The sequence below is a fragment of the Bacillus sp. MM09(2025) genome, from assembly GCF_050496725.1.
Classification (GTDB): Bacteria; Bacillota; Bacilli; order Bacillales; family Bacillaceae; genus Bacillus; species Bacillus pumilus.
In genome coordinates, this window is the sequence record NZ_JBNWEN010000004.1 from 1,719,787 (window position 1) to 1,744,575 (window position 24,789).

Annotated in this window: 3 protein-coding genes; all 3 read left to right on the plus strand. The window is 45.9% G+C overall.

Annotated features, from left to right (window positions below; all coding sequences use genetic code 11):
* Nucleotides 1-20: 20 nt before the first annotated feature.
* Nucleotides 21-10,715 (plus strand): amino acid adenylation domain-containing protein, encoded by a 10,695-nt coding sequence (locus tag ACQYAC_RS15130; protein ID WP_429943585.1) that lies wholly within the window; start codon nt 21-23, stop codon nt 10,713-10,715.
* Between the two features lie 44 nt (nt 10,716-10,759).
* Nucleotides 10,760-14,593, plus strand: a complete 3,834-nt coding sequence (locus tag ACQYAC_RS15135) for a non-ribosomal peptide synthetase (protein WP_429943586.1) — start codon at nt 10,760-10,762, stop codon at nt 14,591-14,593.
* Between the two features lie 63 nt (nt 14,594-14,656).
* A complete protein-coding gene (locus ACQYAC_RS15140) occupies nt 14,657-24,787 on the plus strand; it encodes an amino acid adenylation domain-containing protein (protein WP_429943587.1) in 10,131 nt (3,376 codons plus the stop codon).
* Nucleotides 24,788-24,789: the final 2 nt, after the last annotated feature.

Genomic DNA, 24,789 nt, shown 5'->3' on the forward strand with positions numbered 1-24,789 from the left:
GCAAACGAAGAGGTGGACATATGAGCAAGCAGAAGATTCAAAAGGTATATCCTTTAACACCCATGCAGGAGGGCATGCTATATCATGCCATGCTAGACCCTAATTCCTCCTCTTATTTCACACAGCTTGAGCTTGGAATAAGCGGAGAGTTTGATCACGCTCTTTTTGAAAAAAGTCTCAATGAGCTCATACGGACATATGACATTCTCCGTACAGCCTTTGTTTATCAACAATTACAAAAGCCTCGTCAGGTTGTACTTGCTGAACGTCATCTCAATGTGTATAGAGAGGATCTATCACATCTGAATCATCAAGAGCAGCAAATGGTATTGGATCAATATAAAAAACAAGTGAGAAAGCAAGGATTTCACTTAACAAATGATCTGTTATTGAAGGTCGCTGTTTTTCAACTCAATGAAACAAATTGGCATCTGATTTGGAGCAACCATCACATCATCATGGATGGCTGGTCCATGGGTGTTTTAATGAAAAAATTGTTTCATTACTATGAATCTTTTCGGAACGGTCGAACGCCGGATCGCTCACAAGGGAAGCCTTATGCAGATTATATCCAGTGGCTTGGAAAGCAAAATAAACAAGAAGCGGAAAGCTATTGGCTAAAGCGTCTAGATGGAGCGGTTCAGCATCAAGGGCTGCTTCAGCAAAAAGAAGCGAATGGGCAATACGATCATCAGGAATGGACGTTTACATGGGATGCTCAAACGGTACAAGCCATTCAAAATGTAGCAAGACAATGCCAAGTGACAGCCCCGAACCTGTTTCAGGCTGTCTGGTCTGTTCTTTTAGCCACCTATCATGCAACTGATGATGTCACATTCGGCACCGTTGTATCGGGCAGACCTCCAAGTGTATCTGGAATTGAGCGCATGGCAGGGCTGTTTATCAATACGATACCCGTTCGAGTGACATTGGATCAGAAGCAGACGTTTAAACAGTTGTTTCAAACGGTTCAGCAGCATGCACTAGAAGCAGAAAACTATGATTTTATGCCGCTTTATGACATTCAGCAGAAGACAACTGCTGGAGGGCAGCTCTTTGATCATTTGGTTGGGTTTGAGAACTATCCTTTAGATCAGGAGCTGTCTGGTGACACCATGTCTGCACGTCTTGGTTTTTCCATTGATGTAAAGGACGGATTTGAACAAACGAATTTTGATCTAAATGTCCTTGTGTATCCAGGTGAAACGTGGACATTGAAAATCAAATACAACGCCATAGCTTTTGAAGAAAAGGTCATTGAAAACATATCAAAACATCTGACCAATCTCATGAAGCAAATCACCAAAAACCCTGATGTACGCCTTCATGACGTGACATGTATCACGGAAGAAGAGAAGCGACAGATAAAAGCGTGGAATCAGACGGAGCGAGATTATCCGAAGCATCTGTCTATTCCTGAGCTGCTCAATGAACGTATGAAGGCGCAGCCTGACCATCTAGCACTAGTTGAAGGCGACCGAACATTTACGTACGAGGAGCTTGGACAAGAAATCCGTCGTTTAGCTGGCAGTCTTAATGAAAAAGGCGTACAGCCCGGGGATGCTGTGGCGGTGTATATGAACCGATCAGCTGATGCGGTGATCGCCATCTTATCAGTTCTACACGCAGGGGCAGCTTATGTACCGATTGACCCTTCCCAGCCTGAGGAGAGAATCCGATGGATGCTTGAAGATAGCGGCGCATCCATTTTGCTTCATGCTGATAGTCCGCCGTCAGTTGATGAACAGATCAGGGCTGTACATGTGACGAGTAAGCCTCATCACTCACACATGGATGTATCAATCAGGACGTCTCCATCTCACTTGGCGTATATCATGTATACATCGGGGTCAACTGGACAGCCAAAAGGAGTTCAAATTGAGCATCAGCATATTGTGAGATTGGCTTGCTCTCAGGAGAAATTAGGCTTGACCAAGTCGGATCGTATGGCACATACAGGTGCCGTCAGCTTTGACGCCATTACCTTTGAAATCTTTACCACGCTGCTGGGTGGCGCGACACTGTATCCTGTTGACCGCGATACTTTATTGGATATTCATCGATTCGAACGATTTATCCAAACACATCAGATCACGACGCTCTTTTTAACGACTGGATTATTTAATCAGCTCGCTCAGCAGCGACCGCAAATATTCAAAGGATTAACCACATTAATTACAGGCGGTGACGTGATTAATGTGAAGAGTGCGGAGCTCGTGAAACAGCATCATCCAGCACTTGTTTTACTGAATGCCTATGGCCCAACAGAAAATACAACCATCTCGACCATTTACGAAGTAAGAGGAGATGAAACGGGTCCGATTCCAATTGGTCAGCCGATCAATCATTCGTCGGCTTATATTTTAGATGATGATCAAAGATTGCAGCCAATTGGAGCGCCAGGAGAGCTGTATGTTGGCGGAGATGGTGTCGCAAGAGGGTATCTCCATCGTCCAGATTTGACCAATCAAGTATTCTTGGCAGATCCTTTTAAGCCGTCAGGCCGTTTGTATCGAACAGGGGATTTGGCTCGGTATGGCGCAGATGGCCAGATCGAATTCCTCGGACGGACAGATGATCAAGTGAAAATTCGAGGCTTCCGTATTGAGCTTGGTGAAATTGAAACAGTGCTTCAGCAAAAAGCGGGCATAGATGATGCGGTTGTGCTTGTCCATTCATTTTCCACAGATGAAAAGGAAATGACGGCTTACTTTACAGGGACAATGACAGAAGAAGAAGTGCGAGATGTATTTAATCAAGAGCTGCCAGCTTATATGGTGCCGCACCATGTGATGAAGATGAATGCTTTTCCGCTCACATCGAACGGCAAGGTAGATCGAAAAGCTTTACCAAAGCCGGACGAAGCCTATCAGGAGAAAAAGGAAATCATTCCGCCTGAGACGGAGACAGAAAAGGCACTCGCTCAAATTTGGGAGGAGCTTCTTGGAAAAACGGTAGGAGCAGATGAACATTTCTTCATGGCTGGCGGGCACTCTCTCAAAGCGATGATGATGTCCGCGAAGATTCAAGAGGTGCTTCAAAAAGAAGTGCCGATTCAAGTGATTTTTGAGAAGCCGACGATTCGTTCATTAGCGGTATATATCGATCAGGATGGTCAAGAAGAAATGGGGCATCCGATTTTACCAGCAGAGCAGGCGGACGAGTATCCGGTATCACCAGCTCAGCGCCGTTTATATATTTTGCAGACACTCGAACCAGACAGCACGAATTATCATATTCCAATCGTCTTAACACTAGAAGGGACACTCGAATATCAGCGGCTCAAATCAGCGTTCGATCAGTTGATCCAAACGCACGAAATCCTAAGAACGAGTTTTCATATGAATGGAGAAGACATTGTTCAAAGAGTGAATGATTGGACGGCATTTGATCTTCCCGTTCATGATGTCAAGGAAGAAGAGGCGGAAGCATTTCTTTCTGAACAGCAATCTCCATTTGATTTAACTGCTGCGCCTTTATTACGAGCCCAGTTGTTGAAGGTCAGTGAAAACCGTCATCTTCTTGTCTTGGAAGCACATCATCTCATTACAGATGGCAGCTCCATGAAAACGTTTATACAAGATTTGGCGAAGGCCTATGATGGAGAAGCTCTTGCAGAAAGAGTCATTCATTATAAAGATTACGCTGTCTGGCAGTTAAGTGAAGAAGAGACGGGGAAACAGAAGGAGCATGAAGCCTATTGGCTGAAGCAATTCGAAGGAGAATTGCCAGTATTAGAGCTGCCAACTGATTATTCGCGTCCAGCGGAGCGTGATTTTTCAGGAGAACGATTCATGTTTGGCTGTGATCAAGTGACGACTCAGCGGATTCATGACCTGCTTCAGAAAACAGATACGACCATGTACATGTTCTTGTTATCTGCTTTTCAAGTGCTGCTTGCCACCTATAGCGGGCAGGAAGATATCATCGTTGGTTCCCCTGTTGCAGGACGGACACATCCTGATATACAGGACATGCCGGGGATGTTTATCAACACCGTTGCGATGCGCGGAAAACCAGAGCAAACGAAAACATTTTTACAGCTTCTTGAAGAAATAAAAGAAACAAGTGTTGACGCTTTTGCTCATCAAAACTATCCGCTCGAAGAGTTAATTGCACGCCTTCCGCTAGATCGTGATACAACCCGAAGCCCGCTCTTTAGCGTGTCATTTAACATGCAGAACATGGAGGTTCCCGCACTAAAGCTCGGCGATCTGCACATTTCGCCTTATGCCATTCAGCATCATTCAGTCAAATTTGACTTGTCTCTAGAAGCATTTGAACGAGAGGGAGCATTAAAGCTGAGCTTTGACTATGCAGCGGCGTTATTTAAAGAAGAGACGGTCCGCAGATTCGGAACTCATCTTCTAGCGATTATTCGTGAAGCGGTCCAACACCCGGAGAAACAGATCGGCTTGCTCCGTATCCTTGATCAGCATGAGCAAATAGAGCGGTTGGAGAAAAAAGACGAAGTGCAAACAAATCGTCATGAGCCTTTCCATGTCCAATTTTCACGTCAGGCAAAGGAAACACCAGATGCCATTGCGGTGATGGATGATCAACGGAAGCTCACTTACCGCGAGCTAGAAGATATGTCAAATGCGCTTGGCAGTGAACTAAAGATACGAGGCGTCGAGAAAGAAAAGACTGTAGCGCTGATTCTTGACCGCTCTGTCTATGTCATCGTTTCAATGCTTGGTGTGATGAAAGCGGGTGGTGCATTTGTACCAATTGATCCGGCCTTCCCTGCGGAACGTATCAATTACACATTAGAAGATTCAGGTGCACAAGTGATCGTAACAAATGAGTCTCTTGCAGGGGCCTATCAACATCACAAGTCGATTCAAGTCGTGCAGGTTGAAAAAGCAGTACTTCAAAGCCGCACGCTAGATTTGCCGGAAGCATCAGCCGATCAACTTGCGTATGTGATTTACACATCTGGGACAACAGGAAAACCGAAGGGTGTTCAGCTTACGCATCGTAATCTATCACACTACGTGAACTGGCTGACAAATGAGGTGACATTGCAAGAATGCGATCGGACGGCACTGCTTTCTTCTTATGCATACGATCTTGGTTACACAAGCATTTTCCCTGTCTTAAAGGCAGGAGGAACACTGTATGTGCCTCGTGAAGATGTGTATACAGACCCGGTTCGACTCATGCGTTTAATTGATGAACAAGAGCTGACTTATATCAAAATGACACCATCCTTATTTCATATGATAGCAGATTCGAAGGATCATGCATTTAACGCTTTACGCCTTGTCATACTTGGAGGGGAACCAATTGTCTCTGAGGATGTGGAAACATTTATGGAGCAGCATCCATGTGTGGCTGTCATGAACCACTACGGCCCAACAGAGACAGCCATTGGGACTGTGACCAAGCTGATTACAAAGCAAGAGCTAGGCACACTCAAGGATCGCTCTGTGATCGGACAGCCAATTGCTCATACAAGAGCGCTCGTACTCAATCGTCAGCAGCGCCTCGTCCCATATGGCGCACCTGGAGAGCTTTATATATCAGGGGAAGGTGTATCGAGAGGGTATTTGAATCAGCCTGAATTAACGGCAGAGCGTTTTCTAGAAAATCCGTATTATCCTGAAGAGCGGATGTATCGTACAGGAGATTTGGTCAGACAGCATGAAAATGGAGACATTGAGTTTCTCGGAAGAATAGATGATCAAGTGAAAATTCGCGGGTATCGTATTGAAAAGCAAGAAATTGAGTATGCCGCACGTGCACGATTATCCATTCCAGAGGTGTATGTCAAAGTACTTTATATGTCCCGTTTATCAGAGCTTGCACTTTATTACACATCGCCTGAACCAATTGGAACACTGACGTTTAGAGAAAAGCTTGCGGAGACACTGCCGGATTATATGATCCCAACGTACTTTGTCAAAGTCGACCACATCCCGCTTACTCAAAACGGAAAGGTAGATGCGAAGTCTCTGCCGCTTCCGCACGAGGTGCATATGAATCGTGCTGTGCATGTAGCACCAGAAACGGCACTTGAGCAGACACTTTGCGATATTTGGTCAGAAGTACTTGGGGTTGAACAAATAGGTGTTCATGATCACTTCTTTGAATTGGGAGGTCATTCCCTCAAAGGCATGGTGCTCATTTCGAAAATGCAAGCCAAGCTGAACAAGCATGTGCCGCTCAAACTCCTTTTTGAAAAGCCAACGATACGGGCGATGGCAGCTTATTTAGAAGAAGTGAATTCCTCGGACATGACATCCATTCAACCGGCGGAGAAGCAAGATTTCTATCCTGTCTCTTCTGCTCAAAAGCGGATGTATGTGTTGCAGCAACTGCATCCAGAAGCAGTGACTTACCATATGCCTGCCGTATTGATGATGGAAGGCAGTCTTGATGTAAAACAGCTAGAAGAAGCGCTGCAGGCTTTGATCGAACGACATGAATCATTGCGTACAGCCTTTGTAGAAATTGACGGCGTACCCGTTCAAAAAGTCTATCGCCGAGTGCCGTTTACGTTAGAGGTGGTTGAAGTAGAGAACGGTCATGAGCAACCTGTCATAGACGCATTCATAACCCCATTCTCATTACATCAAGCACCATTAATGAGGGCAAAGGTGGCGAAGCTTTCTGATGAGAAATATGTGTTCATGATGGATATGCACCATATCATCGCAGATGGTGTCACACGCAGTCTGCTCATTCAAGAATTGGCAAAGCTGTATGAGAAAAAGACGTTACCGCCAGTTCAGCTGCACTACAAAGATTATGCGGTATGGCAGCAGGAAGAAAAGCAGCAAGCGCAGCTTGAGAAACAGCGTCAGTATTGGCTGGAGCAATACGCAGAGCCACCTGAAGATTTGGCACTGCCACTTGATTTTCCGCGTCCTCATGTACAGTCATTTGAAGGAGACCGAGTCGATAGATGGTTATCTCCTGAGAAGGTGAAGACCATTAAAGCACTCATGGCTGATAAAGGTGTGAGCATGAACATGGTCATGCAAACGGCATTTGCCATTTTCCTTTCCAAATTAACCGGGCAGACAGATATCGTCATAGGCGCTGTTACAGCGGGACGTACGCATGCTTCAATTGAACGGGTTCCAGGCATGTTTGTGAATACACTGGCTCTTCGACATGAAGTACAGCTTGAGGAAACGACAGCACAATTGCTTGAAAAAATGAAAGATCGAAGCCTATCAGCCTATGAACATCAAGATTTCCCGTTTGAGGAATTGGTGGCACAGTTAGATCTGCTGAAAGACACGAGCCGCAATCCATTGTTTAGTGTCATGCTGACAACGGATGACCGTGATATGACGTTACCGAATCTAAATGGACTCAAGCTTTCGCAAAAACAGCAAGAGACAGCTCATGCAAAATTTGATGTAACGCTCGGTGTATTTGAAGAACAAGATCAAGTGGGCGTACGCTTTGAGTATGCAACGGCGCTGTTTAAAAAGAAGACCATTCAGCGTTGGAGTCGATATTTTGAACAAATCATAGACGAGATGCTGGTGAAGCTAAATGAACCAATTTCATCGCTTTCGATCTTAAATGAAGAGGAAAAACAAGAGCTGATCAATGAATGGTCAGGCCCTGTGCTAAATGTCCTGTCAGATCAAACGGTTCATGCACTGATTGAGGCTAAGGCATACGAGACACCGCACCAAAAAGCGGCAACCTTCCGCGGAACGAGCTGGACGTATGAAGAGCTGAACAATCGGGCAAATACAGTCGCTTCAAAACTCATCTCAAACGGCATAAAACGAGGAGACCGCGTCGGTATTCTGACCCGCCCATCGCTTGATATGACGGCAGCTGTCCTTGGCGTTCTCAAGGCAGGTGCGGCATTCGTTCCAGTTGATGCGGATTATCCGGACCAGCGTATTGCCTATATGCTGGAAGACTGCGGGGCAGAGGTTCTTCTGATGCAAAAAGGGCTGGCTGCACCAACTTCCTTCACAGGTCATGTCCTATTGATAGAAGATGCGGTAGAAGGCGAAGCGCAAGACATTCAGGTTCATGTCAAACCAACTGATCTCGCTTATATGATTTACACGTCTGGAACAACAGGACAGCCGAAGGGTGTCATGGTTGAGCACCAGTCCCTTGTGAATCTTGCGTTCTGGCACAATGATGCCTTCCAAGTGACCAATGCGGATCGAACCGCCAAATATGCCGGCTTTGGCTTTGATGCCTCCATTTGGGAAATGTTCCCGACATGGATCGCCGGCGCAGAGCTGCGCATCATTGATGAAGCGATTCGTCTCGATATGATCAAGCTCAATGCGTATTTCAATGACGAAAATATCACCATTGCATTCCTGCCGACCCAGCTATGCGAGCAGTTTATGTCGATGGACAATCACTCCTTGCGTTACTTACTAACAGGCGGAGACAAGCTGAAACAGGTAAAGCCTGTTCCATATCAACTCGTGAATAACTATGGTCCAACAGAAAACACAGTCGTGGCGACAAGCGGGATCATCAACCCAGATCAAGGCACGCTTCCAATTGGAACAGCGATTGCCAATACCCGTTTTTACATTATGGGTTCGTTATATGACCTCTCGCCGCCAGGCGTACCGGGTGAGCTCGTGATTGCGGGGAAAGGACTGGCAAGAGGGTACTGGAATCTTCCAGAGGAAACAGAGAAAAGCTTTGTCCCAGATCCATTTTATCCAGGTGAGCGTATGTACCTGACAGGCGATTTAGTGAAATGGACAGAGGATGGCGAGCTGATCTATCTCGGCAGAAAAGACCATCAGGTCAACATTCGAGGCTTCCGGATTGAGCTGTCAGAAATTGAAGCGCAGCTTCTTGCACTTTCGGAAGTCAAAGAAGCAGTCGTGACAACGGTCAAAGATGCCAGCGATCAAGACGCGCTTGCCGCATATGTCATCACAGATGAAGAAACGACTGACCTGAAAGAAAGTCTAAAACGCACGCTGCCAGACTATATGGTGCCTTCATGGATTATCAAGTTAGACCAACTGCCGATGACGGCAAATGGCAAAGTCGATCTAAAAGCATTGCCAGCACCCGATATGGAAGCGAACCAAACGGCATACGAAGCGCCAAGAGATGAAGTGGAAACACTTTTATGCGGCATTTGGGAAGACGTGCTTGGCGTCAGCCAAGTCGGCATTCACGATCACTTCTTCTTCCTTGGAGGAGATTCAATTAAAGGCATCCAAATGGCAAGCAGACTCACACAAGCAGGCTGGAAGCTTGATATGAAGCTATTATTCCAGTATCCAACCATTGCTGAGCTGCGCCCATATATCGAAGAAGCTGATCAACTAACAGCCGACCAATCACCTGTCGAAGGGGAAGTCATGTTAACACCGATACAGCGCTGGTTCTTTGAACGGAACTTTACAAGTCGGTACCATTGGAATCTTTCGATGATGCTTCATGCGCCAAATGGGTTTGACCTTTCGATGACAGAACAAGTGATGCAGAAATTACTTTCACATCATGATGCACTGCGTATGGTATACAGGCAAGAAAATGGTAGCATCCTGCAATACAACCAGCGGGAGCTTACAGAGCCGATTGCGATAATTTCTCATGATGTCTCTAAAGAGAACGACGTGAAAAAAGCCATTTCCACCTATGCCAACGAGTATCAGCGTCAGTTGAACCTCGAAACAGGTCCGCTCATGAAAGTGATCTGTTTCCGTGCAAAAGATGGCGATCATTTACTCATCGTGACACACCATCTTGTCATTGACGGTGTCTCATGCCGAATTTTACTAGAGGACTTTATGTCTCTTTATCAACAGGCAGCCCAAGGACAAACGCTCGTCCTGCCGCCCAAAACCCACTCCTTTAAAGAATGGGCAGAGGCGATCGAACGATACGCACAGTCCAAGCCGTTAAAAAGCCAAAGTGAGTACTGGAATGAGATTGACAGGACGCCAATCACCACTTTACCTGTTGATCTTGAAGTAACGAAAAGAAAAGTTGCGCAAACAAAGGCAGTACAGATGCAGCTTTCAGAGTCCGAAACCGAGCATCTTTTGACCGACATTCATCTACCGTACACAACGGAAATGAACGATATTCTTCTATGTGCGCTCGGTCTTGCTGTTCAGGAGTGGACAGGTGAGTCCCATGTACATGTGCAGCTTGAAGGCCATGGAAGAGAGGATATTTTATCAGGACTGGATGTCTCCCGCACGGTTGGATGGTTTACGAGTATGTATCCAGTCGTACTGAAAGCAAAGCCGGATCAGACCATAGCTGAGACTATTAAAGGAACGAAAGAGATGATGCGGCGTGTCCCGAATAAAGGGATCGGCTACGGGATTTTAAAATACCTCACAGCCACTGAATCGTCAGGACAGCATGTACAACCTGAAATCAGCTTGAACTATCTGGGGCAGATTGATCAAGAAGTGACGACAGAACTCTTTAGACCGTCCGCCTATGATATGGGACGACAAGCAAGCCCTGATTCAGAAGCTGTCTATAAGCTGAATCTCAGTGGTCTTGTTCAACACAAACGATTCATGATGTCGTGTTCCTATTGTACAGATGAATATGAAGAACAAACGATACAGCAGTTCATGGCATTGTTGAAAGAAAAAATCCAATCCATCATGACTCATTGTTTAGCGCAGCACGAACGAGAATTTACGCCAAGTGATTTCTCTGCTGGTGACCTTGAAATGGATGAAATGGATGACATTTTTGACATGCTTGAGGAGAAATTGACTTAGCAACATGAGATCAGACATAAAAACGGGAAGGGAGGATGAAATAGATGAGTTCATTTAAAAGGGATCAAGTTCAAGACATGTATTATCTGTCACCGATGCAAGAAGGCATGCTGTTTCATACCCTCCATCACCAAGAAAAGGGCTTTTATGTAGAGCAAATGGATATGAACGTAAAAGGCACACTGCGTCATGACTTACTTGAGAAAAGCATGAATGTCATCGTGGAGCGGTACGATATTTTTCGTACCGTATTTCTCCACGAAAAAGTGAAGCGCCCTGTCCAAGTTGTGCTGAAGAAACGTCCTTTTACGCTTGATGTGGTGGACATGCAGAAGCTTTCTGAAGATGAACAGCTTGTACGTATTGAGACATTTAAACAACAGGATCAGCTGAGAGGATTTGACCTTTCGAAGGATGCGCTCATGCGGGCAACTGTTTTCCAAACGGGCCCTGCCAGCTATCGCTGGATATGGAGCTATCACCATATCCTTCTTGATGGCTGGTGCTTTGGGCTTGTGGTGCAGGAGCTATTTGCGATTTATCATGCCCTTTTGCATGATATCCCTTACAAGCTGGAACCGGTTAAACCGTACAAAGAATATATTCAATGGCTGGAAAAACAAGATAAACAAGCATCACTTCAATACTGGCAGCAATCTTTAGCTGGGTTTGATGGACAATCTACCTTTAAAGAACAGAGAAAGCAAACGAATGAACACGAATTAGGCGAATTGGAATGGTCGATGAGCAAGGGAGAAACGGCTGCTTTATCAGAGTTAGCGTTCCAGCAAAATGCGACGTTAAGCAGTGTCCTTCTATCAGTCTGGTCAATTTTATTGAGCAGATATCAGCGTTCAAATGATGTGCTGTTTGGCACGGTTGTGTCGGGGCGTCCGACAGATTTGGCTGGTGTTGACAGAATGGTTGGCTTGTTCATTAATGTCATCCCAAGAAGAATTCAGCTGACAGATGACATGACATTCCGTTCTCTTCTGTCAGAAACGCAGCAGCAGTCTCTTGCGGCCGAGCCGCACCAATACATTCCAATTTATGATATTCAGGCAAAGACAGGTCATCAGCCACTCATGGATCATATTGTCGTGTTTGAAAATGTCCCAGCCGCAAAGAAGGAAGAGCAAGAGGAGCGGTTAGGATTTACTGTGGAAAACATGAATGTGTATGAAAAATCGAACTATGATCTCAATTTGCTGGCATCACCAGGAGAACAATTGCAATTGAAGCTGGCCTTTAATCAAAAAGCATTTGATCCTCAATTTGTTCAACGGTTAAAGGAACAGCTGAGTCTATTGATGAAGGAGGCGGTCAAACATCCTGATCAATCGGTTCATACACTTACACTTGTCACAAAACAGGAAAAGCAGCTGATTCTTGAGGAATGGAATGCGCCCGAGCTTGAGCATGACCAGCTGTATTTGTCGAAATGGTTTGAGCATAATGTCCGCAAACAGCCGAATGCGGTCGCATTATCAGCAGGTGAGCACACGATGACATATGCGGAGCTGAATGAACAAGCCAACCGATTGGCAAGACATTTGCAAAAAAATGGGGTCACGCATCAAACGGTCATCGCCATTTTAGCGGGCCGCACGCCTGAACTGATTGTCAGTCTGCTTGCTGTCTTAAAAGCAGGTGCAATCTATGTGCCAATTGATCCCGATTATCCAGAAAGCCGCATTCAATACATGCTTAAAGACAGCGCAGCAACGCATCTACTGACTCACTCATCCTTTATCGGTCAAGTGAAGGCACTTGCGTTTGATGGAACGTATCTGTTTGCAGATGATCAAGAAATTTCACTGATGAGCTCAGAGAATCTGCCGCTTGAAGCAGGCTTACACGATACGGCTTACATCATGTATACGTCTGGTACAACAGGTCAGCCAAAAGGCATTATGACGACCCATTCGAATATTGCCCGGGTGGTCAAAAATACAAACTACTTAACCATTTCAGAAACAGATACACTGCTGTCACTATCCAACAGCGTATTTGATGGCTTTACATTTGATGTGTATGGCGCACTTTTAAACGGAGCGAAGCTTGTCTTGCCGAAAAAAGAGACCATTTTAAACATGGGCGAGCTGACGGGATTGATTAAAAGGGAAAATATTTCTGTCATGTTTGTTCCGACAGCATTATTTAATCTCCTCGTTGATGAAGAAACCGACTGGATGCGCAGTGTGCGCAAGGTGCTGTTTGGCGGAGAGCGGGCATCAGTCCAGCATGTGAGGAAAGCCTTTGCTGTTATGGGGAAAGGCAGACTCATCAATGTCTACGGCCCAACCGAATCAACAGTATTCGCCACTTATTATCCAGTCGATGAGGCTCTGCCGATGGAAGCGCGTTCGATTCCAATCGGAAAGCCGCTCAACCAGACGGGTGCTTATATATTGAGTCAGCACGGACAGCTTCAGCCGATTGGAATGGTCGGAGAGCTTTGTCTGAGCGGCAAAGGGCTTGCGAAAGGGTATTTGAATCGTCCTGATCTGACGAAACAAGCCTTTATCACGCATCCATTCGCTACGGGAGAAAGGCTGTATCGTACAGGAGACTTGGCTTATTTTCGAGCGGACGGTTTGATTGAGTATGCGGGCAGAGTGGATGATCAGGTGAAAATTCGCGGTCATCGAATTGAGCTGACAGAAATTGAAGCCCACCTTCTCATGCATCCAGGTGTAAAACAAGCGGTCCTTATAGCTGATCAGCATAACACGCAGCATACAAGGCTGCTCGCCTATATGACGTGTGAGGAGGAGTGGAAGGATAAACTCAATGTGATCAGGTCAGGGCTAAAGGAAAAACTTCCGGCTTACATGCAGCCTCATGAACTGATCAGACTTGAGAAAATGCCACTTACGCCAAATGGAAAGGTTGATAAACGTCAGCTGCCAAAGCCAGAGGTGCCTCAAGGAAACCGTCATGTGAAGCTTCCGGTAAATGAGGTAGAACAAAAGCTGCTTGTGATGTGGCGGGAAGTGCTTGAAAGAGAAGATATCAGCACAGATGACCATTTCTTTGAGCTTGGCGGGCATTCATTAAAAGCGATGTCGCTTTTATCTAAGGTGACAAAGGAATTTGATGTTCAGGTGCCTATTCACTTGCTGTTTGAGACACCTACCATTGAAGCAGTCAGCCGTTATATTCAACAGCAGGATCAGGAAGCTGCAGGCTATCTTGTATTCAATGAATCTCAAACGCCAACAGTCTTTGCTCTACCACCATTACCGGGCTATGGCTTTATCTATCAGGAAGCCGCAAAAACGCTCGATGGTATTCGTTTGATCGCCTTTGACTTTATTGAAGCTGATCACCGAATCACGCAATACGTTCAGCATATCCAGCACCTTCAGCCTGAAGGACCACTGACTTTGATGGGTTACTCTGGCGGGTGCTACCTAGCATTTGAGCTTGTTCAATCGCTCGAACAAGCAGGGCGGACCGTCGAAAAGGTCATCATGATCGATTCGTATAAGAAAATAGGAGAAAGTGATTTAGAAGGACGATCCATTGATGACGATATCGCCGCGATCGTCCATCAGTCGAAGCAAAGTGAACTTGCCCAAGCGGAGCTCATTCAAGACGAGCTTGCTCAAAAAACGAGGGCTTACTATGAGGCTTTTGTTAAGGGGGTGAACCAAGGAGAGATACACGCAGACATTGACTTTATCCAATCCGAAGAGCATATTGCGATACCAGAATGGATGGATAAATGGGAAACTGCGACGACCGGCGCTTATCGAGAATTTCAAGGCTTTGGTCAGCACGCCGACATGTTCAAAAACAAAGAATGTGCCGTCCGAAATGCACAGCTCATTAAAGAAATAGTCCATCATAAAAATAGAGAAACAGTCTTGTAAACTTTAGATGAGGCAGGGGTGCACACTGGCAGCCCTGCCTGACAAAAAAGGGAAGGAACTCATATGAAACCATCAACCATCAATCAATCGAATGTACATGAATCAATGGATACGATTTTACAAGATGTACAGAATACCATTTTACAAACCAACGAAATCGAACGCTTCGCTGTTTTTTCTCGTGAAAAAACCATTCGACCTCGGCCATATCACCTCTCTCATTTATTTCTAGACCATCACATGGAGCAGGAGGCCGCAGCTGAATGGATACAAACGCAAATGGCTTCACCTGCTTTAGCAGACATGCCCCCAGCCATTTCCTATGGAGGGGATATAGATGTTCGTGCAGGAGCTCAAACCTTGCAGGACGCTCTAACTGAGGCAGCCAAATCAACAAATGGGCTGACTTATATCATCAATAGTGAAAATGAGCTCACGCAATCCTACGCGCAGTTGAAGGAGGATGCCGAGCGGGTGCTGACGGGTTTAAGAGCACTAGGCCTTGAGCCGGGAGATCCTGTGTTCTTTCAATTTTCATCGAATCATGCGATGGTCACGGCTTTTTGGGCATGTGTATTAGGCGGATTTGTCCCAACACTTGTATCGGCAGCCCCGACCTATCGGGAAATGAATGCCTCAGTGAAGAAGCTTCATCACGCTTGGAACCTGCTGGACCATCCGCTCATTCTCACGGATGACTCGCTGATTGATGAGGTGCAAGGCTTAGCTTTACTGTGGCATACAGATCAATTACGTGTTGCAGCCGTTGAACCAATGCTTACTTTAGAAAGAGATCTAGAAGCACATCCAGTCACGCCTGATGATTCTGTCTTTTTTATCTTAACGTCTGGAAGTACGGGGATGCCCAAATGCGTAGAGCATTCTCATAGAAGTGTGCTGGCGAATGTCAAAGGAACGGTGGCAACCAATGGGTTTACACAAGAAGATGTCTCGTTAGACTGGATGCCATTAGATCATATTGGCGGCATTGTCATGTTCCATCTTGTCAATGTGTACACAGGCTGTGAGCAGATTCGGGCAAGAACAGATGACTTCATCGCTCAGCCGCTGCGCTGGCTTGACTGGATGGACCGTTATCGTGCAACGAAGACATGGGCACCTAACTTCGCATTTGCGATGATCAATGATTATGAGAAAGAAATCTCTTCAGGGTCTTGGGATCTTTCTTCCATGTCGTGCATGATCAATGGGGCAGAAGCGGTCGTACCGAAGACGATCCACCGGTTTTTACACTTGCTCGCTCCGCACGGCTTAAAAGGAGACGTCATCAGACCGGCTTTCGGCATGTCAGAAATCTCATCAGCCGTTGTCTTCTCTTTTGCGATTGAGCGGGGAGATGAAAACAGCGGGGTTCTGACCTTTGAGGAAACATCGCTGACAGAGCAGCTAAGACCAGCGGATGCACGCGACACTGGAACCGTCAGCTTTACAGAGTTGGGGAAACCGATTCCAGGTATCACGATTCGTATCGTCAACCATGAGCATGAGCTTCTTCCTGAAGATCATATTGGCAGCGTGCAAATCAAAGGGCCGACGACAATGAAGGGCTATTACAAGAATGACGAAGCGAATGAAGAGGTTTTTCAAACAGAGGGCTGGTTCCACACGGGTGATTTAGGTTTTCTGCATGAAGGAAAGCTGACATTAACTGGTAGAGAAAAAGACATGATCATCATCAACGGGAAAAATTATCACAACTATGAAATTGAAGCCATGGCAGAGGAAGTACCCGGCGTAGAAACAAGCTTTGTGGCTGCTTGCTCCGTGCGAATGGAGGCATCTGCATCCGATGAACTGATTCTCTTTTTTACACCGAAGCTGTATGAGCCTGCTTATATCATGAGGGCTAGCCAGCACATAAAAACCCATATTGCAACAAAAATGGGTCTTTCTGCATCGAGGGTTATTCCTGTCCAAAAGCATGCCTTTCCGAAAACAAGCTCTGGAAAAATAGAAAGGGCACAGCTCAAGACAAGGTGGCAGGAAGGAGAATTTGACGAAATCATTAAGGAACTGGACATCAGACTTGAAAATGAACACACCTTGCCTGATTGGAGTTATCAAAAGAAGTGGACACCCGCTCCGCTTCATAAAACTGAAAAGCAAACAGCAGGGGATACAGTGATCTTTGCGGATGCATTAGGGCTGGCAGATCAATTGAAATCCCTATCAAACAATGAACAAACCTATATTACGGTTGAACCGGGTCAAGCATTCACACAACTCACACATACTCACTTCATCATCCACCCGAATCGGCCGTCAGACTACGAACAACTCTTTGAGACGCTCCGTTCGTATGGCGTTTCGGTGAAACAAATCATTCACCTTTGGAACTACACAAACAAGGAAGACACACTTCAAGCAGCAATGGCGAAGGAAGCGCAGAAAATTGGCAGCATGAGTGCATTATATACAACAAAAGCGATTGCCGCCTATGAGGAACCTGTAGAGATCACTTTTGTCTCCGCTCATGCGATGAATCTGCCAGAAGATCAAACACATCATGTGGAAAAAGCAACGACAGCAGGATTGATGACAGCTGTACAGCATGAGTGGCCGTTTCTCAAGGTGCAGTGTCTTGATTTTTCTCTGACAGAATCGGCTGACCGTTCCCATGCATCAGCGATCATGACAGAGCTTACACAGGACATAAGCTGTCATATTGCTGCTTACCGCGAAGGTGTTCGTTATATTCCTCTTTTAACGCCGATTCATCTAGAAAGAGAGCAAAAGAGGAAGACACCACCATTTGAATCAACCGGGCTTTACGTGATGACAGGCGGGCTTGGCGGAATAGGACGGATGCTAAGTGAACATCTTCTGACGTCCTATCAAGCGCATCTTGTTCTGCTTGGAAGAAAGGCACGAGTAGCTTTATCTGTGGAGCAGCAAGACGTATTGACCTCACTTGAGAAACAAGCGGAAAAACGCGGCGGCACTGTTCATTATGAAGAAGTGGACTTGACGGATGCAAAAGCCCTTGAAGCCCTTATCTCAAGACAAGAGGTGGCCCATGGAAAAAGGCTGCATGGCGTGATTCATTTCGCTGGCATCATTCAAGAAGAGCTACTTGCTGACATGACGTCTGTGTCCTTACATGCGATGTACGAAGCAAAGGTATATGGCACGATTGCGCTTCATGAAGCGGCTTCTAAACGGAAGAACGCCTTATTTATTTCTAGCTCATCAGCACGAACATTGAAGGGCGGGATGACAGTAGGCGCTTACTCTGCTGCCAATGAGTTCGTTGAACAATTTGCTCATTATCAGAAGCTGACATCTACCGTGAAGCCATACTGCTTTAGCTTTAGCATGTGGGATGAGATTGGCATGAGCGAGGGTTCGATGATCAAAGGTATGTTAAAAGAAAGAGGCTATCTTCCGATTCCGAAGCGGGCAGGCTTCCAGACGATGCTGGCATGTTTAATGACAGATGCACCTCTCATTTATATGGGATTAGATCGGTCGAAGCAGGACATTCAAGAGATGCTTCATGCGGAGAGCCGAACAGAGAAAGCTGTGTATGTTTTTTACAAAACCGACAAAACAAAAGCCATTGAAGAACGGCTGTATCAGTCCATTTATACATGTTTGCAGACTCATCTATCTAGTGAATATTCCGTCCATCTATTTCCTGAGGAATACTGGAAAGAATCAGAGGATGGCATGCCGGATGAAGCGTATTTCAAAGCACTCATTGAGGAAAGCGGACAGGATGCAGAAGACAGAGCACCTCAAACGGAGACGGAGAAAGTTTTGGCAAGCATTTGGTCCGAACTGCTTGAAGTCTCAAATGTCAGCTGTGGTGATCACTTCTTTCTACTCGGAGGTCATTCGCTCAAGGCAACGCAAATGCTGTCAGCTGTGAGACAAAGAATGGGATTTGATGTGCCGCTCGCTGTTCTTTTTGAGCATACGAGACTTGGGGAATTAGCGACATGGATCGATTCGCATGCAAAAGTGGATGAAGCGGTACAGGTACGGAAAATGGCAAAGGGCCAGGAGATTCCGATGTCCTATGCCCAGCAAAGACAGTGGTTTCTCTATCAATTACAGCCTGATCTGCCATTTTACAATAATACAATTTCCTTTCGGGTGAATGGATCTTTAGATGTGAAGGTACTTCAGCGCAGTCTTCAGCAAATGGTGCAAAGGCATGAGTCGCTTAGAACGTCCTTTACTATGAACGGCGATGAACCGGTGCAGATGATCCATGAGCATATGATCCTTCCAGAGCTTGAAGTGGTGGATCTATCAGATTTGACGTCGCAGGAAGAAAAAGAACAAAAAGCGGCTGAATGGGCAAAAAGAGAGGCAAGCACACCTTTCAGCTTAGAGCATGATCCGCTTTTTCGTGTAAAACTCATTCGGCTGTCAGAAAGAGATCATTTGCTGCTGATGTCCATTCACCACATTGTGTCAGATGGCTGGTCGGTTGGGATTGCCGCAAGAGAGTTGTCTGAATGGTATACAGCAATGATCGACAGGCGGGAGCCTAATCTATCGCCTTTGCCGATTCAATATGCGGATTACGCCCTATGGCAGAAGGAGTATTTGACTGGAGAGACGCTGGAGAAGCAGCTTTCCTATTGGAAGGAGCAATTTGCAGTCCCTGTAGAAGATTTGGTTTTGCCGTATGACTATCCGCGGCCAGCTGTTCAATCCTACAAAGGAAAAACGAAAAAATACCACCTGTCGAAGTCGCTGTCCGACCAGCTGGCTGAGCTTTCTAAAAAAACTGACAGTACCCTTTATATGACGCTGCTGACCGCCTTTTCAACACTGCTGCACCGTTTGTCTTCACAGGATGAGTTTGTGATTGGGTCAGTCATTGCTGGGAGAAATCGGACGGAGATGGAACAACTCATCGGCTTTTTCGTCAATACGCTGGCACTTCGGATCGATCATAGCGGGAATCCTGCTTTCACTGATCTATTAGAACGGGTGAAAGAAACAACAATGGGCGCCTATGCGCATCAGGATGTGCCGTTTGAGATGGTCGTAGATGAGCTGAATATTGTACGTGAGGCTGGCAAACAGCCGCTGTTTCAGGTCATGTTCGTTTTGCAAAATCTGCCGCTTGAGGCTTCTCCAATGGGGGAGGCGACATCTGTTTTAGCTATTGAAGATAACGATACCGCCAAATTCGATCTATCTCTGTTTGTCTTTGAAGGAGCGGAGGGTCTTCAATTAAAACTGGAGTATGATGTGAACTTATTTTCTGACGAAACGATGGACCGGTTCCTTCGGTACTACGAGCAGCTGCTTAGGCGTATTTGTGAAAATCCAGCACAGCCGATCAAACAAATGAATTACCTGCCAGAAAAAGAGAAGCATCAGCTGCTCTATGAATGGAGCGGCAAAATGGATCAGCCGGCAGGCCCGCTTCTCATTACGGAGCGGTTTGAAGCGCAAGTGAGAAAATCACCTGATGCCATCGCTCTCGAATTCGGGGAAGAGCAGTGGACGTATCATGTGTTACAAGAGAAAGTCGACCGGCTGGCGGCTTCTCTACAGCAGCGAGGTGTGACGCCGCATGAACCAGTAGGACTGCTCATGGACAGGTCGCCTGAAATGATTCTTGGGGTGCTGGCGATTGTGAAAGCAGGAGGCGCCTATGTGCCGATTGATCCTGAATATCCAGATGCACGCATTGATTTTATGCTGAGAGATACAGGTATTCAGCTGTTACTGACAAAAAATGAATGGCTGAAAAAGGTGTCCATCAGTCAAACCGAACTCATTTGTCTTGATGAAGGATATGAAGAATTTTTATCAGAAGTAGAACTTATACCTGCTGCCCTAAAACCTGATGGACTCGCTTATATCAATTACACTTCAGGGTCAACTGGACAGCCAAAAGGGGTTTTGATTCCGCATCAAGCAGTCATCCGGCTTGTCTGTGAAACAGACTATGTCACTTTTGATGAACATACGCGCATTTTACAAATGGCCAGCTTCTCCTTTGATGCCTTTACGTATGAAATATGGGGAGCTCTTCTAAACGGGGGAAGGCTGATTCTTACTGATCGAAATACAGTTTTATCAATGGATACACTGGCTGACACGCTGACGTCATACAAGATCACAACAGGATTTCTGACAGTGCCGCTGTTCAACCGATTGACGGAGGAACATCCAGAAGCTTTATCTGGATTCGATGCATTGTTGGTCGGTGGTGATGCGCTATCAGCAGCTCATATTCGCAAGGCACTGCCATATTTACCTGAAGGGCTTTTAAACGGCTATGGACCAACTGAAAATACGACGTTCTCTTGTGTGTATCACATTCGCTCATTAGACGAAGAGCAGACGACCGTCCCTATCGGTCAGCCAATTGCTTATTCACAAGCCTATGTATTAGACGACCAGCTGCAGCCGGTTCCGCAAGGTGTCATTGGAGAGATTTATGTTGGCGGAACAGGGCTGGCACTAGGTTATCTTGGAGATGAAGAAAAAACATCGCAATCATTTATCCCGCATCCTTTCTATAAAGGAGAGCGTTTATATAAAACAGGTGATATGGGCCGCTGGCTCCCAAATGGCATCATCGACTGCCTTGGAAGAATCGATCATCAAGTGAAAATACGCGGACATCGCGTCGAATGCGGCGAAATTGAAGCCGCTATGCTGAGTGTTGAAGACATCATAGAATGTGCGGTCATTCCGCATCAGCATGAGAGTGGTCATAAGCGCCTCATCGGTTACTTTGTCCAAAAAGGTGCATGGACCCAGCAAGACCTTCGCCGCAAGTTAAAAGATCGACTGCCAGATTATATGGTACCGAGCCTATTCATAGAGCTCGAGGAACTGCCGCTCACGCCAAACGGCAAGGTAGATCAAAAGCGTCTCCCGCCGCCAGTGTGGAGACAGGAAGAAGCAGACAAACCAGCAGATCAGGCGCTCAGTGAGGAAGAACAAGTACTTGAAAAGGTGTGGACTCAGCTTCTGGGCATTCCTTCAATCGGTGTTCATGATAACTACTTTGAGCTTGGCGGAGATTCTATTATTGTCATACAAATGGTGGCACGCCTAGCACAGGAAGGCTACATCATACAGCCGAGAGATGTATTTGAAAAACAGACCATTTCACAGCTGGCACGCGCGATGAAAAGAGCAGATGTATCTGTGTCTTATGATCAATCACCTGTTACGGGAAATGTACGTCTGCTTCCAATCCAATCTTGGTTCCTTGAGCAATCGATGACAAACCAAGATTATTGGAATCTATCAGCTCATATTGAAATCAAGCAATCTATACAACCCGAACTGTTAACACAAGTTCTTTCAAAACTTGTCGATCATCACGATATGCTGAGAGCCATTTATACAAAAGCAGCAGACGGCGCATGGATTCAAACCATTCGTGCGCCCGGCATCATTCCTTGTGTCACATTCTTTGATTTGACGGATGTGTCTCACGAGGAAGCGATAGAGCAAATCCGCATGGAGACAAGTGCTTGTCAAGGAACACTGTCATTAGAGAGAGGAGAATTGATCAAATTTATTCTTTTTCAGACAAGTGATCGCACGTCTGAACTCTTCATCGCAGCCCACCATCTTGTGATGGATGGAATATCGTGGCGCATCATACAGGAAGATATCTTAAACGGGTTGAAGCAGGCTGCGTTAGGGCAGGAGATCACGTTTGCTAAGAAAACCGCTTCCTATCAGCAGTGGGCAGAGGCACTCTATGAATATGTACAAACTGATCAATTACAAGAGCAGGTTCCTTTTTGGCAAAAAATCATCGATCAAGAGGAAGAAGGTTCTCCTTTTCAAACACCTGCGCTTTTCAATATAGAAGAACATGCAGAGGTCCTGACTGTTCAACTGACGAAGGATCAAACAGACATTTTACTAAGGCACGCATCACAAGCGTACCGAACAGAAGTGAACGATTTACTCTTATCAGGACTCGCGCAAGCTGTTGGAAAGTCATTACTGATCACGTTAGAAGGGCACGGACGCGAAGATTTATTTGAACAGATGGATTTGTCACGGACAGTCGGCTGGTTTACAAGCTCTTATCCTATTTTTATTCCTTTTATTCAAACCGATGTTGAGAGGCAAATCAAAGATGTCAAAGAAACCTTAAGAGCTGTGCCGCAAAAGGGGATCGGCTATGGCTTACTCCAATACATGACAGCAGCGCGTTTACTTAAAACGGCAGCGCCGCAGGTGAGCTTTAATTACCTTGGACAGTTAGATCAAATAGACGGTGAGGCAAATCTGTATATAGCAGATGAACGAAATGGGCATGTACATGATCCAAAAGCAGAAAGACAGCATTTGATCGATGTGTACGGATACGTTGTCAATGGGCAGCTTCAGATGAATTTTATGATCAATCGTGAACTGCTTCAGGAGGAAGAGGTGCGTCAATTACCTGACCGATTTAAAGAAAAAATGGAGGATATTCTGACGCATTGTGTAGAGACAAAAGGCGGCTTTACGCCATCTGATTTTCCTATGGTCCAGCTGACGCAAAAGCAAATAGATGAGCTCCCAGACAATGTGATAGATGTGTATCCACTATCTCCGATGCAGCAAGGGATGCTGTTTCATGCACTGTTAGATCAAGCGTCACAGGCGTATTTTGGTCAGGTGCATATGACGCTCGAAGGTTTAACGGACGGTGAAGCCTATGAAAAAGCATGGAATCTGCTTGTAGAACGTCATTCGATTTTACGGACAAGATTTGCTTGGGAGGGGCTAAAGGAGCCTGTCCAATTGATTCAATCAGAAGGAGTCATTCACCTCATTCAACACGATGTGCGCCGCCTGAGTGAAATGGATCAGAAGAAAACCATTGAGCAGTATTTACAAACCGATCGTTCAAAGGATTTCGAATTAGAAGATGCGGCTGAACCGCTCATTCGTATCGCTCTATTCCATCGTGATGAGAAAACTTGCACGTTTGTTTTTAGCTTTCATCATATTTTAATTGATGGCTGGAGCCTGTTCGGCTTGATTGAGGAATCCTTTTCAATATATCGCTCGCTTGTGGATGAACGAGAGATGAACCTTCCTGCTGTGCGTCCATATAAAGATTTTATTGAGTGGCTGCAAAAGCAGGATCAAAAGAAGGCGCAAGAATTCTGGAAACATTACATGTCAGGGGTAGAGGAAGCCACACCACTACCAGGAGACGGAGAGCAAGCTTCGGAAAAAGGAGCAGGTATTGATCAAATTAGTATCAAACTGACACCTGACATGCAGCAGAAGCTGGAGAAAATGACAGGGACACAGAAGGTCACGATGAGCACACTGCTTCAGGCGGCGTGGGGTCTGCTCTTGCACCTTCATTCAGGCTCAGAGGATGTTGTGTTCGGTGTCACAGTATCTGGCCGGCCGGCGGACTTACCAGAGGTTGAAAGCATGACAGGTCTCTTTATTAACACTTTGCCGCTCCGTTTGCCGATCACACAAGACAAGACCATTGCCGAGCTGCTGACACAGACGCAGGAAACGGTTTTTCACATGAGAGAATTCGAGTATACCGTACTGCCAGATATTCAGCAGATGACCCAAATTCCGAATGGAGAATCATTGTTTAACAGCATTGTCGTGTTTGAAAACTATCCGATTGAATCTGTAGAACCATATGGTGTACGGATCTTAGACATAGCCAGTCATGAAGAAACAAACTATGACCTGACCCTTGTGGCTGTCCCGGGAGATACGCTGGAGCTTCGGGTCACATACCGCTTCAATCAATATACAGAAAAACAAATACAATCACTGATGCAGCAGCTGGTCCATACACTTGAAGCCATGACAGAACAAGTGGAGACACCACTCTCTTCCTTCACGATCGTGACAAATGAAGAAAAAGAGCGGATGATCACCGATTGGGCGAAAAATGCACAAGTCAGCGTGCTGTATCCAGATCAAGAAGAGGTCTACTCAGGTGTGCATGATCCTTCGTGTGAGACAGAAATCTATGTCCTGAGCGAAGAGCATCAGCTTATGCCAGTAGGATTTCCTGGAGATATTTTTATCGGTGCAGAGGGTATCAAGGCACATTGCGGAGAGCTTGCCGATTGGATGGAGACGCATAAAATTCCGCATCCATTCAAACATCAAACAGGCGAATATCTCTATCCGACAGGGGATGTCGGCGTTTGGACTGAAAAAAACAAGATTCAGATTTTGGATTGGGTGTAGGA